The organism is Acinetobacter sp. FDAARGOS_494, from assembly GCF_003812225.1.
Classification (GTDB): domain Bacteria; phylum Pseudomonadota; class Gammaproteobacteria; order Pseudomonadales; family Moraxellaceae; genus Acinetobacter; species Acinetobacter baumannii.
This window is the reverse complement of the sequence record NZ_CP033866.1, coordinates 3661628-3677729: the sequence shown is the minus strand read 5'-3', so window position 1 is coordinate 3677729 and position 16102 is coordinate 3661628. Positions and strand designations below refer to the sequence as shown.

The 16102-nt window shown below is 37.9% G+C and carries 15 protein-coding genes; 12 read left to right on the top strand and 3 right to left on the bottom strand.

The window, feature by feature from the left end; all coding sequences use genetic code 11:
• Positions 1-623: 623 nt before the first annotated feature.
• The 8 genes from EG365_RS17915 (at position 624) to EG365_RS17880 (ending at position 10051) form a co-directional block, all read left to right on the top strand.
• The gene (locus EG365_RS17915) at positions 624-1685 is read left to right on the top strand and encodes an HlyD family secretion protein (protein ID WP_000370775.1); all 1062 of its coding nucleotides are present in this window, start codon (positions 624-626) and stop codon (positions 1683-1685) included.
• 24 nt (positions 1686-1709) lie between these two features.
• A complete protein-coding gene (locus tag EG365_RS17910) occupies positions 1710-3257 on the top strand; it encodes a DHA2 family efflux MFS transporter permease subunit (protein WP_001002144.1) in 1548 nt (515 codons plus the stop codon).
• Between the two features lie 187 nt (positions 3258-3444).
• Complete coding sequence (locus EG365_RS17905; protein WP_075874782.1) at positions 3445-4233, top strand: hypothetical protein; 789 nt, start codon at positions 3445-3447, stop codon at positions 4231-4233.
• Positions 4230-5816: a GH3 family domain-containing protein gene (locus EG365_RS17900; RefSeq protein ID WP_000841495.1), complete on the top strand. Its 1587-nt coding sequence runs from the start codon at positions 4230-4232 to the stop codon at positions 5814-5816. Before EG365_RS17905 ends, EG365_RS17900 begins: the two co-directional genes overlap by 4 nt.
• Positions 5813-7141 (top strand): TolC family protein, encoded by a 1329-nt coding sequence (locus EG365_RS17895; RefSeq protein ID WP_000677756.1) that lies wholly within the window; start codon positions 5813-5815, stop codon positions 7139-7141. The genes EG365_RS17900 and EG365_RS17895 overlap by 4 nt, the downstream gene beginning before the upstream one ends.
• Entirely contained in the window at positions 7134-8297 is a 1164-nt protein-coding gene (locus EG365_RS17890) for a hypothetical protein (protein ID WP_001044478.1), read from the top strand. Before EG365_RS17895 ends, EG365_RS17890 begins: the two co-directional genes overlap by 8 nt.
• 126 nt (positions 8298-8423) lie before the next feature.
• Positions 8424-9395, top strand: a complete 972-nt coding sequence (gene surE / locus EG365_RS17885) for a 5'/3'-nucleotidase SurE (protein ID WP_002001022.1) — start codon at positions 8424-8426, stop codon at positions 9393-9395.
• A gap of 11 nt (positions 9396-9406) precedes the next feature.
• Complete coding sequence (locus EG365_RS17880; RefSeq protein WP_000817319.1) at positions 9407-10051, top strand: hypothetical protein; 645 nt, start codon at positions 9407-9409, stop codon at positions 10049-10051.
• A gap of 34 nt (positions 10052-10085) precedes the next feature.
• On the opposite strand, the gene EG365_RS17875 is transcribed toward EG365_RS17880, so the two are convergent.
• Entirely contained in the window at positions 10086-10526 is a 441-nt protein-coding gene (locus EG365_RS17875; protein WP_000193121.1) for an HD domain-containing protein, read from the bottom strand.
• A 295-nt stretch (positions 10527-10821) separates the two neighbouring features.
• Between EG365_RS17875 and EG365_RS17870 the strand changes: the two genes are divergently transcribed.
• The 4 genes from EG365_RS17870 (at position 10822) to EG365_RS17855 (ending at position 14273) form a co-directional block, all read left to right on the top strand.
• Positions 10822-11133: a helix-turn-helix domain-containing protein gene (locus EG365_RS17870; protein WP_000737064.1), complete on the top strand. Its 312-nt coding sequence runs from the start codon at positions 10822-10824 to the stop codon at positions 11131-11133.
• A 723-nt stretch (positions 11134-11856) separates the two neighbouring features.
• Positions 11857-12417, top strand: coding sequence for a TetR/AcrR family transcriptional regulator (locus EG365_RS17865; RefSeq protein WP_001133223.1), 561 nt, complete (start codon positions 11857-11859; stop codon positions 12415-12417).
• Between the two features lie 189 nt (positions 12418-12606).
• Positions 12607-13710, top strand: coding sequence for a hypothetical protein (locus EG365_RS17860; protein WP_000287036.1), 1104 nt, complete (start codon positions 12607-12609; stop codon positions 13708-13710).
• 68 nt (positions 13711-13778) lie between these two features.
• A complete protein-coding gene (locus EG365_RS17855) occupies positions 13779-14273 on the top strand; it encodes a phage antirepressor KilAC domain-containing protein (protein WP_001987702.1) in 495 nt (164 codons plus the stop codon).
• A gap of 257 nt (positions 14274-14530) precedes the next feature.
• Here EG365_RS17855 and EG365_RS17850 read toward each other — a convergent pair whose 3' ends face one another.
• On the bottom strand, positions 14531-15232 hold the full coding sequence (locus EG365_RS17850; protein WP_001080407.1) for a hypothetical protein: 702 nt from the start codon (positions 15230-15232) through the stop codon (positions 14531-14533).
• On the bottom strand, positions 15229-16068 hold the full coding sequence (locus EG365_RS17845) for a PAAR domain-containing protein (protein WP_000211331.1): 840 nt from the start codon (positions 16066-16068) through the stop codon (positions 15229-15231). The genes EG365_RS17850 and EG365_RS17845 overlap by 4 nt, the downstream gene beginning before the upstream one ends.
• Between the last annotated feature and the right edge of the window lie 34 nt (positions 16069-16102).

Genomic DNA, 16102 nt, shown 5'->3' with positions numbered 1-16102 from the left:
GCCTTTTAATAGTAAGTTTGTTTTATCTAAAAATAATAAGCTATTTTACCTATTGTAGTAGCTTATTTATTAAACAATCATTACTTATAAGATTAAAAATTCTGTCAGTTTTACTATTGTTAATTTAAAGAAATATAATATTTATAACTTATATATCTTATTCGTATAACTATAACAATTTAGATTGTTAATCAATTTTTAAATTACATATTATTTTAATTAATAATACTTAAATATTACATAATTAAACTTATATTTAATAATACTGCAATAAAAGGCTATTTAATAATTTTGAAAAATTATATTTTCTAAGTGATAATTCATTTATAAAACAATAACTTGAGTTTGTTTTTTTAAAGTAAATTTATATCGAAAATTTAGACAAATTCGAATTACATAATTTTTAAACATAGTTTATATAATATGATTAATTGACATAAATAGAAAAAATATATGTCAAAGAGGTCAATGATATTTAATTCACTTAAGAACCATAATTTGCACCAAATTTTACGCTGTCACGATTCATTGAATAAAACCAAGTGAAAAGTTACGTAAAAAAGAAACCAATAATTTTATTGGCTTAAATAAAAAATCGAATATTACAAATAAGCGGAATGATTATGGATAACGTAGCTCAGCTAGAAACTGATACTAATTTCCAAAGCCGAAAGAAAATAACTTGGGGTGTTTTTAGTGTCCTGCTGTTATTTTTAGTTGCTGGCATCTTATATTATTTTTTTGTATACCGATTCTATCAATCTACTGATAATGCTTATGTACAAGCCGATGTCACTTGGGTGATGCCAAAGATTTCAGGCGAAGTGATGGAGTTATTAATTAACGATAATCAGGTGGTAAAAAAAGGGGAAACTTTAGCGGTATTAGACCATCGTGACTACCAAGCTCGATATGACCAAGCCCGTTCTGTGGTCAGCCTAAAAGAAGCAGCGCTTGGTGTACAACAACAAAATGAAAAGTCTGCACGGTCGTCAATTATTGAAGCAAATAGTGGTGTAGTGGCAGCGCAAGCAGACCTAGCGCGTTTGAAAAAAGAGTTCGAGCGTTATCAAGATCTATTAAAAGATGGCGTAATTACCCGACAAAATTTTGAAGGGATTCAGTCTCAATATTTAACGGCTCAGGCACAGCTCAGCAAAGCGCAAGCCGCCGTAAATGCAGCAGAAGCTCAGTTGGGGAGTTTACAAGCGAGTCGAGCGCAGCTTTTAGCAGATATTCAAAGTGCCCATGCAAATTTAAACCTGTATCAGGTCGATTTGGCTTCATCAAAAGTGGTTAGTCCTGTAAGCGGTAAAATCGGTAGCCTTGCAATCCAGAAAGGTTCACGTGTTTCTCCACAAACCCGCTTAATGGCGATCATTCCTGAAAATAGTTTGTATGTACAGGCGAACTTCAAAGAAACTCAAATTGAAAAAATGCATATTGGTCAGAAAGTTAAATTAAAACTTGATGCCTATCCGAGCCTTAACTTTACCGGAAAAATTGAGAGTTTTTCTCCCGCTTCAGGCGCGACTTTCTCACTTATGCCACCAGACAATGCCACAGGCAACTTTAACAAGGTTGTACAGCGTATTCCTGTACGTATCGCCATAGATTCAAGCCCACATATTGATTTGATAAAACCTGGAATGTCGGTGAGCGCCACCGTTGACCTAAGAACTTAATAATAAAATTTTGGGTAATCATAAATGAATGAGCATGTTGAAGCCGAGTGGAGGTTTCCCGCAAAAACTGCATGGGCAATTTTTGCTGCCATGATTTTTGGCAACTTCATGGCGATTCTTGATATTCAGATCGTGGCAAGTTCTCTAAACGAAGTTCAAGCTGGTATGAGTGCAAGCCGTTATGAAGTCACTTGGGTACAAACGGTTTATTTAATTGCCGAGATTATTGCGATTCCAATGTCGAGTATTGTCTCGCGAGTGCTTTCAACACGGGTGTATTACACCATGTGTGCAATAGGTTTTACGGTCAGTTCTTTACTTTGTGCTTTGTCATGGAACTTGGAAAGTTTACTGGTGTTCCGTGGCATTCAAGGCTTTATGGGTGGCGGGATGATTCCGACTTCCATGACGGCGTTGTATTTACTGTTTCCAGAACCAAAACGCTCATTACCTTTGGTCATGTTTGGCATGATCAGTACTTTAGGTCCAGCAATTGGCCCAACCATTGGCGGTTGGCTTACCAATAACTTCTCATGGCACTGGATGTTCCTGATCAATATTATTCCGGGCATTATCATTGCTACGGTCATCTACTCAGGTCCAAATATTGACCGTGCCAACTATTCACTCATCAAAAGCATGGATTGGTTTAGCTTGGTGGGTATGGCGATGTTTTTGGGTGGGCTTGAATATTTCCTTGATGAAGGCGCACGACATGACTGGCTTGCAGACACAGGCGTTCGGATTGCTTTTATGGTCTGTGTTGTAGGCGGCATGATTTTCTTCTCTCGAAGTTTTACTCAGCCTAAACCTTTGCTCGATTTATCGGTATTTAAAAATAAAAACTTTACCTTAAGTGCCATTACAACGTTTGTGATTGGCATGGCGCTATATGGCTTGGGTTACATGATTCCTGTCTTTCTTGGGCAAGTCCGTGAAATGAACAGTAGCCAAATTGGTCACGTCATGATGGTGACAGGTATTGTCATGTTCTGCTTTGCGCCATTTCTTGCGTGGCTCATTCCCAATTTTGATACCCGCAAAACCGTATTTGTCGGAATGATTCTGGCGGGCTTTGGTGTCTGGCTTAATTCACATTTGAGCATTCATAGTGATTATGACTTTATGTTTTGGCCGCAAATTTACCGTGGTATTGGCCTCATGATTTGCCTGATTGTGGTGTCACATTTGGCTATGAGTACATTACCACTCAGTAAAGTAGCCGATGCCAGTGGTATTTATAACCTGATGCGTAATATCGGCGGCGCTGTGGGGTTAGCACTTATCAATTCATCCTTAGATTGGCTGACCGCCATGCATGTCACCCAGATTAATCAGTCGATGACACCGCAAAACTGGATATTTACAGAACGGCTTGACCAGCTTACGGCGCAATATCAGGAAGTCGGTGCAAATGCCCAGCAAATCGCGCTCAGCGTGATCTATCGCGATATTCACTTTCAAGCACTGACATCGAGTTTCAATGACTTATTACGCATGCTCGCAATCATTATGTTTGTGACCGCCTTTTTAACCATATTTATGGATCGGGGGAAGAAAATGAATATGTAGTGATTTAGAAATAAAAGGCAGCTTTCAAAGAATGAAAACAATAGGGCATATCAAAACATATCCCTTCATAGAAAAAGAACATTGATATGAGTTTCGAATATCGCTGTACGAGATAGGGGAACTCACAGATCTGGATGTGGGAGATTAAAGTATTATGATTAATACAACATATAAACTGATTTCAAAATTGAACCTGAAAAACGCAACTTATGGGCAATATTTTGAAAAAGAGCAAATCGATACTGAACGATTAAAAGTGATGTATTCCATTTACGAGCAGTATTATGAAAATACCAGATTTTCTATTTTCGTAGATGATTTTAAAAATAAAAGCGGTGCGATCTTAATTTTTGACTCAGAAACAGATGAGATTGTCGGTTTCTCGACGGTAGTTGTGCAGCATTTCTACTTAAACGGTAAAGATTACACCGTGCTCTTTAGCGGTGATACGGTCATTTTGAAAAAGTTTTGGGGCACGCGCACATTGCAAAGTACCATGCTCAAACTCATGATCAAACTTCGAATTAAATATCCTTTTAATGAACTTTATTGGCTTCTCATTTCTAAAGGTTATAAGACTTATCTCTTACTTGCCAATAACTACTATGTGTATTACCCAAACATTAAAGATGAAAACCAACATCTTTCGGAAGTTGTTGAACATTACTGTGAAAAATTCTTTGGCGAATACTACGACAAAGAAGCCGGCTTACTCAACTTTGGTGATGACTATCAACCATTAAAAGGCGAAGTCGCACCGATTACTGCCGAAATGAGAGAAAAGAACCCAAATATTCATTTCTTTGAGCAGAAAAATCCAACTTGGAGAGCCGGTACAGAACTGCCATGTATTGGTCGACTTGGTTGGAAAGATATTGCCCGTTTCCCTGTAAAACTGATGACGAAGCCGACAAGCAAAGGAAAATTTGAAGCGCAGTTAAGCCATAAAACAAAACGTAGAGAGGCTATCCAATGAAATCTAATCAATGGTTGACTCTCGGCTCGCATCTTATTTTAAAAAAATGGTGTGATGCATCTGACCGTAATTTCCAAAAACAGTTTAATGCTTTAGAGACCACGCAACGTCAAATTTTGCATTCGATATTACAGACTTCTACATTTGCCAAAGATAAGAAAGTTCAAAACTATGAGCAGTTTGTAAAAGCATTTCCTGCAACTCGCTATAGCGCTTGGCGAGAAGACATTCAGCGTTACCGTGAACAAAAGCTTTCACTCTCTAGCAGTAAACTGGTTCGTTTCCAGCCGACCAGTGGTTCGAGTGAACAAATCAAGTTTATTCCATACACCAAGCTGTTTTTAGATGAACTTGACCATGCAATTGCACCGTGGATGGCAAGTTTATACCGCAAATGCCTACAGTTGAGTTCGGGTACACATTATTGGTCTGTGTCATGGTTGCCTGAAAGTCAGCGTGAAGTTTTAAAAGACAAAAATCTAAATGATGACAGTGCGCTACTCGGTATAGGTAAACGCATACTGTCTAAGTTTACCCAAGCGGTTCCAAGTAACGTTGCCTTTGCAGCAAATGCTGACGATGCACTGTTTGCTACCATTTGCTATTTGGTCGCAAACCGTAACTTAGCCATGATGTCGGTATGGAGTCCAACTTTTGCGCTGCAATTACTTGAACGTTTGGAGTCTATGCAACAAGACGTGGTTGAGGTTTTGCAAAGTGGTAAATGGGGCAGTCGTCAGGCTTCCTTAAAAGAAGTCACTGCACCGCATAGCCCTGAAAGTGCTCAAGCCTTAATTGCAAGTTCAAACGGCGAACAGATCGACTTTAAAAAACTTTGGCCAAAGTTAAGTCTAGTATCGAGTTGGGATACTGCAGGTTCAAAAGCGTGGGCCGAAAAATTAAAAGAGAAATTGCCCAATGTTCAGTTTGAAGGTAAAGGCTTATGGGCGACGGAAGGTGTAGTCACCATTCCCTATAATGACCAATACCCATTGGCTTACCAAAGTCACTTCTATGAATTTGAATATTTAGAAGGTGAGAAACAAGGTCAAATCGTTCCTTCATGGCAACTTAAACAAGGTGACGTGGTCAGCCCGCTGATTACTTCGGGTAATGGCTTACTGCGTTACTGTCTAGATGACTGCTTAAAAGTGACTGGCTTTTTAGAGCAAATTCCGTGTTTTGAGTTCCAAGGCCGCCGTTTTGGGGTCGATCTGGTCGGTGAGAAGTTAGCACCTGAAACCGCTCAACAGTTGTTGTCGCAGTTAAACGAAACGGAATCAAAAGCAATTTCTTTACTGGCGATTGATACCCAACAACAAGTTAAACCATTTTATTGCGTGCTTTTTGAAGGTGAAATTCATCACAGCATTAGCAATGAATATATCGACAGTATTTTACGTCAAAACTTCCACTATGAACTTGCACGAAACTTAGGGCAGCTCGACCAGCCTCAAATTCGCCAAGCCAATAATGGCTGGAATGCGTACAAAAAACTGGTCATGTTTGATGGCATTATCGAAGGCAATATCAAGCCTGAACCACTCAAAAAAGTCACCCTGAATAGTTTGGAACAACTATGAAAGGGATGAAGCCATTTAATACCCGGTTTTTAACACTTCGACACGCCTTGTATTTAGGCGTGTTGTTGGTGTCGAATACACATGCCATGACTTTAGATGAGGCTTTGTCAGCTAGTTTAAGGCATGAAAGCCAGCTTGAAGTGAGCCGTTTAAATGTGAACCAGTCCACCGCTATGCTTGAACAGGCCAAGCAACGTGATGGACTCAAAGTCAATTTAGTCGGGCAACTTGACTATGAAAGAATAAATACGCCTTCACACGTCTTGTTTCCAACCGAAGGAAACCGTAAAGGGCGAAGTTTGCAATTGCAGGCCGATTATCCGATTTATACCTCTGGGCGGCACCGTTTAGGGATAGATATTGCCGAAAGTCAGCTTTCTGCCCAACACCAAGGCTTATCAGATCAAAGATCGGAAACCATTTTAAATACCGTGATGGTCTATACCGACGTATTAAAAAAGAAAGCCATTTTAGAACTCAGACAAAAGACTATGGCAAATCTGCAACGGTCTTTATATGAATCAAAGCGCCGTTTTGATGTCGGTATGATTACCCGTGCAGACTTGGCTCAGGTTTTAGCTCAAGTCGCACAAGGTCAAGCCGATATTACACAGGCGCAATCTAACTTAACCGTAAGCGAAGCACAGTTTTATCAAGTGACAGGTATAACGCCTGACAACCTTGTTCCAATCAATCAATTACCCACTATTCCCGCTAACCTAGATGAAATATTGGCTCAAACCAAGAACCATCCGGCTTTAATGCGGGCTAAATATGAAAAGCAAGCCGCCGAGAAACAATACGCTTTAACTAAACGCGAACTCTGGCCAACGGTCATGCTGACCAGCCGTGCCGGAAAGCAAGATGAAGCGAGCTATATTGGCTCTGAAAGTAATAACTATATGGTTGGGGTACAGCTCAATGTACCGCTTTATGACGATGGTTTAAATCGGGCCAATGTTAAAAAAGCACAGGCTGATATCGATTTGGCTGCGCAAAAAATTCGAAGTCTTGAGCTGGACTTGAATAAGCGTACCCGTACCACCTATGCGCAGCTTCAAACCATTCGACAAAATAAAGACGCATTGGCAAATGCCATAGAGGCAGCGTCTATTGCTTTTGTCTATACCCGTAAAGAGTTCGATGTCGGCACCAAAACCACGTTTGATTTGCTCAATACCGAGCAAAAGCTACTCGATGCCCAAACCCAAAAAACCGTAAATGACCAAGACGAAGTGGTGTTTGTCTATCAGCTACTCGACCAAATGGGACGTTTAAGCAATTTGGTTCCTATGCAGACCGCACAACAGGTGAATAATGAATAAAACAAATCCACCACTTACTGATAATACGCTTATTACCCGTGAAGCGACTTTGGCAGATGACGAGGCTTTACGAGAGTTAATTGCGGTACCGATGACCACCAAAGGTATACAAATCAGCTTTCAGCGTGAACCGAGTTATTTTAAGGCGTCCGACATCGTCTATCGGCATAAACTACATGTCGTGATTGAAGATACCGAGAGTCAAAAGAAAGTGGCCTGTTATAGCAATGGTTATCGTCCGTGTTATATCAATCGGAACATTCAAAACTTACGCTACGCTGGGGACTTACGGGTAGATCATAGCTATCGAGGTAAATCACTGGTGAAGGTCTTAGGCAAGCATGTAAAACAGACTATGCATGAACCAAACTATAGCCAAATGATTATTTTTGATGATAACCATGCCGCACGCGCCGCTATACAAACGGGCAAAACGGGAATGCCCGATTATTATGATGAAGGGCTTATAGAGACACTCAGTCTGACGAGCACTGGCGCAAAACGAAAAATCACGGCATTTCTAAAGCAGAATTCTCAGCAGAGTAACCTTCAAGAGATACGTACATGTGTCGCTGAAGCTAAACATGTACCAGCCATGAACCAGTTTATTAGCGACATGGCAGAACACTATAACTTTATTCCAGCCTATAACTTTGAAGAACTTGCCCAAGGTCATCAGTATTTTTCAGGGATAAAACTCTCGGACTTTTCACTTTATTTTAAGGGCGAAAAGCTAGTGGGCATGTTTGGCTTATGGGATCAGCATAGTATTAAACAAACCAAGATTCTAAATTACAGCTCGGCCATAGCTGTGCTTAGACCCGTCTATAACTTATTGACGCCAATTACCAAAGGCATGCGTTTGCCTAAACTCGGTGACTCTATTCAGTACCATGTGCTACATACGCTTATGTGCCATCCTGAAGATTTGGCTTTGCATCATAAAATGCTCGAAGATGCCTATAACAAGTCAAAACAGCAGGGCGTTGGTGTGGTGAGTTTTACACTTTCACATAAAGACCCGCGATATCAGTTAAACCAGTTTTATAAAGGTGAACGTTTAACGGGTATGCATGGTTTTATTAGCTTTGAAGGTGACCCTCGGCCAAGTTTTGATAAAAAGCTGATTCCATACTTAGAGGTTGGACGTATTTAACTTAAAACTTGAAGTAATTTTAATGAAGCCCACGAAAGTGGGTTTTTGTTATATTTATGCTTAGTCACTAAACATACATATACCGCCACTACCATACAAACCGAAATTTAATAACATGGTAGTTAAGTGATGAAAAAAAGTTTATTGGGCGGCCTTATTCTGTCTTTGTGTACAACTCCAGCTTTTGCATTAAATATTTTATTGGTTAACGATGACGGCCTAACCAGCAATATCAAAGCACTCTATGATGAATTAAAAGCAAATGGTCATAACGTGCTTGTGTCTGTACCGTGTTCACCACAAAGTGGTCGTGGTGGTGCAATTGTGATGTACAGCTCAACAACAATTACCGCGGATAATGATAAGCAAATTGCGGCTGAAAATGGTTGCCACAATGGCGCAGCACCAATTGGCGCACCTGCGGCTGGAACCTTTACCAAAGCAGGTTATACCAATGGCGACTGGAACTACACGCATGGCACACCAGTCATGGCAACAGTTTATGGACTAGATGTAGTTGCACCAAAACGCTGGGGTAAAGCACCAGACCTAGTTTTATCTGGCCCGAATGAAGGCCAAAATGTCGGCAAAGTCGTTGTACACTCTGGTACGATTGGCAATGTACAGTTTTCGGCAGGACGCGGGATTCCGTCTATTGCATTAAGCGCCGATACCAACACGGTAGATGACAAAACTTTAAACAACCCTAACTCTGCGATTGTGGCAAAGCAAACTGTAGTGTTATTAAAAGAATTACAAGCTAAGGCAGGCAAGGGCCAATTGTTGCCAAAAGGCATTACCCTCAATGTGAATTTTCCTAAAAATTTAACAACCAGCACGCCGTTTGCATTTTCAAAAATTGGGACTTATGACTTATATAAGCTGAAATTCCAAGTGACTAAAGACAATAAAGGCAACAATCAATTTGGCTTAGGAATCGATGCGGCACCATCGGCCCCAACTGCCTCTCAAATGTCGGATGAAAGCGCTGTAATGCAAAGCAAAATTGCTGTGACTGCAATGCAAGTTGCTTATGACCAACGACCAGCAGGTCAAGAATGGCTTAAAATCCGTTTAAAAAGCTTATTTAACAAGTAAGGAGCAAGACCATGAAACGTTGTTTATTGGTTTTACTCCTTGGGCTTGGATTGGCGGCTTGTAATGACAATGATCATGATGACCAAGTCTCGACTGAAAAACCTGTACTAACGCCGAGCTTAGACGTCGGAACTTATATTATTAGTACCGAAACTGATCAAGAATTACCTATGGCGGGTAAATACTATTCTGGTGCAGATGGGACTAAATTATTGGTTTTAGATGATGACGAAAACCGTGCCAAGATTGTGATGAGCTATGATACAAAAACCAAAGCTTGGCGAAGCAACCAGTCTAATCAAGCGATGACAGTCGAATTAGCACATTATGAAAAAATTGCTGATCAAAAACTTTTGCTTAATCAACTGGTCGGCACCTACGATTTATCGTTTCCAGATGGAACGACGGTAAATGCCGAGGTTAGTGCACAAGGTAAAATTGTCTCGAAAGACCCGAATTGTGTGTTTACAGGTGTTATTACTGAAACTGCCTTAGCCAATACAGCAAACTATCAACTTACCGATAATAAGTGTGATGCGCTAAAAAATAACTCGAAAGGTTATGTTGTGGTAGATGAAGACCTAGAACCTATGAGTTTTAGACTTGTATCTGACACGATTGCATCAAAAGACATTTGGGCATTTGCACAATCTTAAAAATAAAAAGACAACGGATTTATTTCGTTGTCTTTTATCTCAACTTATCTTGCGCCGTTGAAACAATTAACATGGTTTGAAGGTAATAATCGACACGTGATTGATTACTTTCTTTATGTGAGTTGTGCGCATTAAAGGCTGCATCATGAAGTTTCACGACTCGAGCGATCGGATTTGAACTACAACGAATTAAATATTCTTCGCGTGTTTCAGTTTCTCGTTTAGTTAATGCATCAACCGCATCACGAACTTCTTTTCCAAATAAGCTTTCGATTTTGGCTAGGGTAAGAGGGGTGTCTTCAACACTATCGTGGAGAAGGGCTGTAATAATATAGACTTCTGAAAATTGGTGCTCAATTAATGAGTTGACCACACCTTTAATATGGTAATCAAAGTAATCATGAGGACCATACTTCTGACCTTGATGCGATTCTTTTGACAATTTCTCTGCCAATTCAACTTTATTTTGAGTCATTTTTTGCTCTTATTAATTTAAGTATATAACGCAACCTAATTTGTGAGATGGGTCGCTTAAGTCATAATTTTATACTGGATAAGCTACTTTGTTGTGAATACTCTCGTTTGTTTGGTGAATCTCCACAATGTAATATTCAACATATGAAAACGGATAAATAAATTATTGCTATCTATAAATATGAGATGCGCAAAAATTTGCTCACTTTTATCTAAAATAAATCAAATTGAGCAAATATATTCACAAAAAGTCTTTTTTATCGTATTTTTGAGAAAATAATTACTCATTTATACGAATGAAAAAATTAACAATACAAACCCAAGACCGTCAGCAGATTCTTATAGATTTATATAAACAATATTTGTTGAGTGAGATTACTTTGGGGCAATTGCTATCGTATTTACGCAAAAATGTGTTGGGTTTATCGCAAGAACAATATGCTAATTTGGTGGGTATAAGCCGTCGGACTTTAACGGACATTGAGCAGGATAAAGGTAAACTCACTCAGTCTGTGTTAGATAAAGTGTTTAAACCACTTGGTTTAAAAGCAGGGCTTGTACCTACGCATGAACATATTGTTAGCAAAATTATAAAGCCAAACGAGTAAGAAACTATTTAAATGTTCACAAGGGAACGCTTGTGAACACTAAAATGATAATTTTTGAACCAATCTAATATATAAATTTTTGCAACTTTAAAATTTAACTTAATGATATAAAAGCAGATTGTAAATATTACTTAAGAATATCCTTAATTATGTAATTAAATGAAAAATAATAATTATTTAAATATTTTCTAGCCAATTTCACATTGACACTTCAAATATTGAAGATTACCATTTGCGGGCTGGCCTACATTGCCAGTCGGTTTTAGCAGACCGTTCACTCCGCATCAGAATTTATTCCTTCTGAGGAATAGTTTTGTGTGTAAACTCCCAGTTCCCTCCCGTAGCTGTAGGACGGGAGAGGGACACCTACGGGTGTGCTAGTTGAGTGACTAGTCTGCTAACCCTCTTTCGTTCTGCCACCATAAATCTTATGCTCTGGCAGAACTCCATAAATAAGGAGTTGGCTTTGCGCATCCATCATTTCTTGGCAACCCTTGCCAAAAGCTATAACAACACAGCTTAAAACATTTAACGCAGCTTGATCGCCGTAAGGCTTTTTCAGGCTTTAGCTCGTTATTACTTAAAACTTCGAACAACTAAAACTTGAGATGTGCTGGGCACAGTCTTTACGGCTTTGCTATGCCTTTTTTTCTCCCAAAAAAGTCAGCAGTTTTTTATATCTCATTTATATACAACAAAAATTTAATTTATAACGGTAAAAATATGCCAAATTTAGTTCTCCCAACACGTGCATTAAAAGTTGTAAATACATCAATTGAATTATTTCACCGCCGCGGTTTTCATATTGTGGGCGTCGACCGACTTGTGAAAGAGTCCGAAATTACCAAAGCAACTTTTTATAACTACTTTCACTCTAAAGAACGGCTAATTGAAATCTGCCTAATGGTGCAAAAAGAACGACTGCAAGAAAAAGTGGTTGCTATGGTCGAATACGATCACGACACAAACGCAATCGATAAACTCAAGAAACTCTATATTCTACATACCGATGTAGACGGGCTGTATTACCTGTTATTTAAAGCCATTTTTGAAATCAAAAATACCTACCCAAATGCATATACAACCGCCGTGAGATATAGAACATGGCTAATCAATGAAATCTATAATCAGCTTAGAGTACTTAAACCCGATGCTTCCTTTACTGATGCCAAATTATTTTTATATATGATCGAAGGCGCCATTATTCAGCGTTTAAGCTCGGATGAGGTTGATGAAAGAATGGTTGAGGTGTTTTTGAGGGGGATGTCGGCAACTAAGATTTAAGCTGAAGAGTAGCTTTTAGATATTTTTGATATAACACTGTATAAAACTTAAAACGGTAGAAAGACTAAGTTCTCTGATTAGCAAGCTCTACTTAGAAGCCCAAATAATACAGTAACTTATGGTTTATCCCACAAACACCCCAAGCTGGGGTATATTTAATTAAATGCTTTATGATAAATAGGGGATGTAATGTATAGTAAAAACAATGTCTTGCTTCCAAGCAAATCAGCATATTCATTAGAAGAAGCATGTAAAGAATTGAATTTATTTTTCAATCGAGATGATATAGATATTAGATATATATTAGATTTAGTTCATCAAGGGCATATTTGGATGCATGCAAAATTTAGTAAGAATAATTATCTTTTTGCCATCCCTATGGAATGGGAGTTAGATGAAAATTTTAATAATGAAAATGAAAAGAGAATAGAAGAAATACTTTTTTTTAATAGAATGCTTAATTATCAAAATATTTATAATAAAATGGGGGATTATGATCTATATCTTAAGTTAACTTTAGAGACAGCATTCGATTTGCTTAATAATAAAATTATTATAAAACCATTAATATTAGATATTTATGATCCGTGTGAATATTTTTACCTTTGTGATAATTATCTTAAAATTGATTCCGGATATTATTTGGAATTTAAAAAATATCCTAAAGGGCTTAAAAGAGATGAGTATTTTGATACGGTTCTTATAAATCATTCAGAAAAAGAAATTATTAAAAAAATGTCTTTTTTTGAGATATATGATGAAATTTATAATGGTACAGAATTTGCCGATCTATACTACGAGTTTCCTGAGGTAATGGAGATTGTAGAAATACAAAATAGGCACGCAACTGATAGAATAGATAAATTTAAGTGGAAAAAAGGATGGGAGAAGTATTACTGGTACGGCGATAAACAGTTAGAGGATTTTGAAATGGAATATAATTTAGAAGATATTTATATTCTAAAAGAAGACATGGATTTTTTAAAAAGAGGTGAAAGTAGAAAAATTAGGGAAAGGAAAGATTATATGTCACCTCATATTAGAAAACAGTATGAAAAATTAGATGTAAGATCAAATTATACTAGTAAAAATAGCATTTCTAATAAATCAATAAATAAAATTATCTATGCTTTGGCTAATATGGCAAATATAGACATCTCCCAACCTCAAGCTGCTTTTTCTCAACTACAATTATATTGTGAAAAAAATAACTTGGAGTTACCAAATAAGGATACATGTGGCAAGGCTTTTAAAGATGCTAAGTACTATTTTGATAATTTTAATTCTAAATAGACTCTAAATAGAACAATGCTAAAAAGACTTTACACATACTAGCCTCATCCCCACGATGAGGCTTTTTTATGAGTATTACAGTTTTAAAAAATGATTCATTAATAAATTACTTTTCTGATGACGCGGTAGCAACAGGGCAAATTCAACTGACCGATCCAATGCAATTACTAGCAGATCCAAATCTTTTACGTAATGCTTTACTGACTTATTCAGAAAAAGTGATTGAGCTAGAGCACAAAGTTGAAGTTATGCAACCTACAATGGAAGCATTTGCCCGTATTGCTAGAGCCGAGGGAAGTATGTGCCTAACTGATGCTGCTAAAGCTCTACAACAAGAACCACATAAATTTAATAAGTGGCTTCACATGAATGACTGGATTTACAAACGTCATGGCAGCAAACATTGGGTTGCTTATCAAGAGAAAATTAAAGCGGGATATTTAGAACATAAAGTAAAGGATATCCAGCTGCCTGATGGGACGATCAAAATCACAGAGCAGGTGAGAGTAACACCAAAGGGTTTAACCAAGCTTTCAAAGCTTCTAGGAAACAATAATGCATAATTTAGGCAATAAAAAAGCCCTTCAGAGAATTCTTGGCGGAATCAAAGAGCTTTGGATTGCTAACACAAGGAGTATTAACACTGAACAGTATCGTATAAGGGTTTGGGAAAAATCAAGTCTACGATATTAATGATGTTGCTGAGGGTTAAGGTTTACTAACGAAATATATAGCCAGCTTAGAGTGTTTAAATCAGATGCTTCTATTTACGTTAAAGCAATTTAAAAAGCCCTGAATATTCGGGGCTTTTCATTTAAATTTACTTTAATGATTCTGGTACATAATTTGGTGAATCAGTACCATAAAATGACTCAATATCGGCATCATACAAAGACTTATATTTATCTTTTGATGCGACATCTTTAGTTTCATCAATAAATTTCTGTATTTTTGCTTTATAGTCAGTGTGACCAGCTTTATACATTTCAGTTAAATATACAAATTCGGCGTCTCTGTACTGGGGATCATTTTTGCTAGATGATTTACTCAATTCGGTTTGTATGAGTTGGGCAGAAGCTTCGTGACACTGTTGAATTTTTACTTTGGCCTCATTTAATTTTTCAAGCAAAGTACATCTAAACATTATCCGTTGAGGCAAGGGTTTCTCTTTGATTTGTTGCTCATTTAACTCATAAGCCTCTTTATACATACCAGACAGCATATAAATATTCATCAATGCCATTTCTCTTTGTTTTTTAGCAGTAACTTTCTTAATTTCAGGTATTAAAGGCGCTAAAGTTTGTTTTATCTTTTCATCTTCACCAGCAGTCACAACTTCATTTGTGATTGTTTCATATCTATCTAAAATCGCTTTATCACTTGCGGATAATTCCGTTTTTACGTTTTGAGAGCTGCTTTTCTCAGTAGTATCTACCTTTGCTTGTTCATTTGATGCCTTGCTACAAGCAGTAACTCCAAATACAGAAATGAGAACAATAGTACTGATTAATTTTCTATTCATGATTTACGTCTTGATGCTGAATTTAAAGTAAAAGAGAAGCGAGTGTGAGGTGGGTTTGGTCGAACAGTACCGCCATCAAATTTTGCGGTGTAACCCATAGTTAAAGTTGCTTCAATAGTTGATAAATCAGGTTTAGGTAGAGTTACCTTACACTGACCTACAGGCTCCTTAGAGTTTTCTGTTGACCATACGCCTTTTCCCTTTTCCAAACGTGTTTTTCCTAAGCTTTGATTGTTATGCACAAGATCAAGTGTTGCGTATGGAAAAATTGTAGCATCACCGCTTAATGTTGGAGGAAGCATAGAAACTGTCACGAAAAGTTCTTGCCCTTTTAGAATATAAGTAACTATGAAAGTACATACACCTGAAACAGCCTGACTAATTGCCCCAAAAAGATTTTTCTTATCTTCATCGTACGGGAAAATACCATTTGTAAATTTTACATATTTCGTTGTGTTTTGCTCGATGTAGTAGTTCTCATATTCATCTTTAACAAAACTGTCTGTGGCTGGTTGCTTCTGTGAAATTGGAGCTGATGAAGATTTTGCAGCCGATGATGCAGCGCCACCACCGTTATCCTGAACAACTAAGTTTTGTTGAGGCAGTAATTTACAACCACAAGAGAGTGAATCATTTACTCGGGCAGCAGCTTTCCCAAAGATTTGCATGCACGGATCGCCAGATACAATAGTTGCAACGACTTTATGAGTTGGACAAGTTGCTTTGTCACCAACACAGGCAACGGGAATTCCGTCAATCAGGAACATATTATTCCCAGAAATTACTTGGCCACCACCAGAGGTCGGGCAGCCTATAGTTATATATGGTGTTGTCAAAACTATTCCTTCTTATTTTCTTGAAGTGCCAGAA

Coding starts and splice junctions, on each gene's coding strand:
- EG365_RS17915 (WP_000370775.1), top strand. CDS start 624: ATGGATAACGTAGCTCAGCTAGAAACTGATACTAATTTCCAAAGCCGA.
- EG365_RS17910 (WP_001002144.1), top strand. CDS start 1,710: ATGAATGAGCATGTTGAAGCCGAGTGGAGGTTTCCCGCAAAAACTGCA.
- EG365_RS17850 (WP_001080407.1), bottom strand. CDS start 15,232: ATGAATAGAAAATTAATCAGTACTATTGTTCTCATTTCTGTATTTGGA.
- EG365_RS17865 (WP_001133223.1), top strand. CDS start 11,857: ATGCCAAATTTAGTTCTCCCAACACGTGCATTAAAAGTTGTAAATACA.
- EG365_RS17880 (WP_000817319.1), top strand. CDS start 9,407: ATGAAACGTTGTTTATTGGTTTTACTCCTTGGGCTTGGATTGGCGGCT.
- EG365_RS17860 (WP_000287036.1), top strand. CDS start 12,607: ATGTATAGTAAAAACAATGTCTTGCTTCCAAGCAAATCAGCATATTCA.
- EG365_RS17890 (WP_001044478.1), top strand. CDS start 7,134: ATGAATAAAACAAATCCACCACTTACTGATAATACGCTTATTACCCGT.
- EG365_RS17895 (WP_000677756.1), top strand. CDS start 5,813: ATGAAAGGGATGAAGCCATTTAATACCCGGTTTTTAACACTTCGACAC.
- EG365_RS17870 (WP_000737064.1), top strand. CDS start 10,822: ATGAAAAAATTAACAATACAAACCCAAGACCGTCAGCAGATTCTTATA.
- EG365_RS17900 (WP_000841495.1), top strand. CDS start 4,230: ATGAAATCTAATCAATGGTTGACTCTCGGCTCGCATCTTATTTTAAAA.
- EG365_RS17855 (WP_001987702.1), top strand. CDS start 13,779: ATGAGTATTACAGTTTTAAAAAATGATTCATTAATAAATTACTTTTCT.
- EG365_RS17875 (WP_000193121.1), bottom strand. CDS start 10,526: ATGACTCAAAATAAAGTTGAATTGGCAGAGAAATTGTCAAAAGAATCG.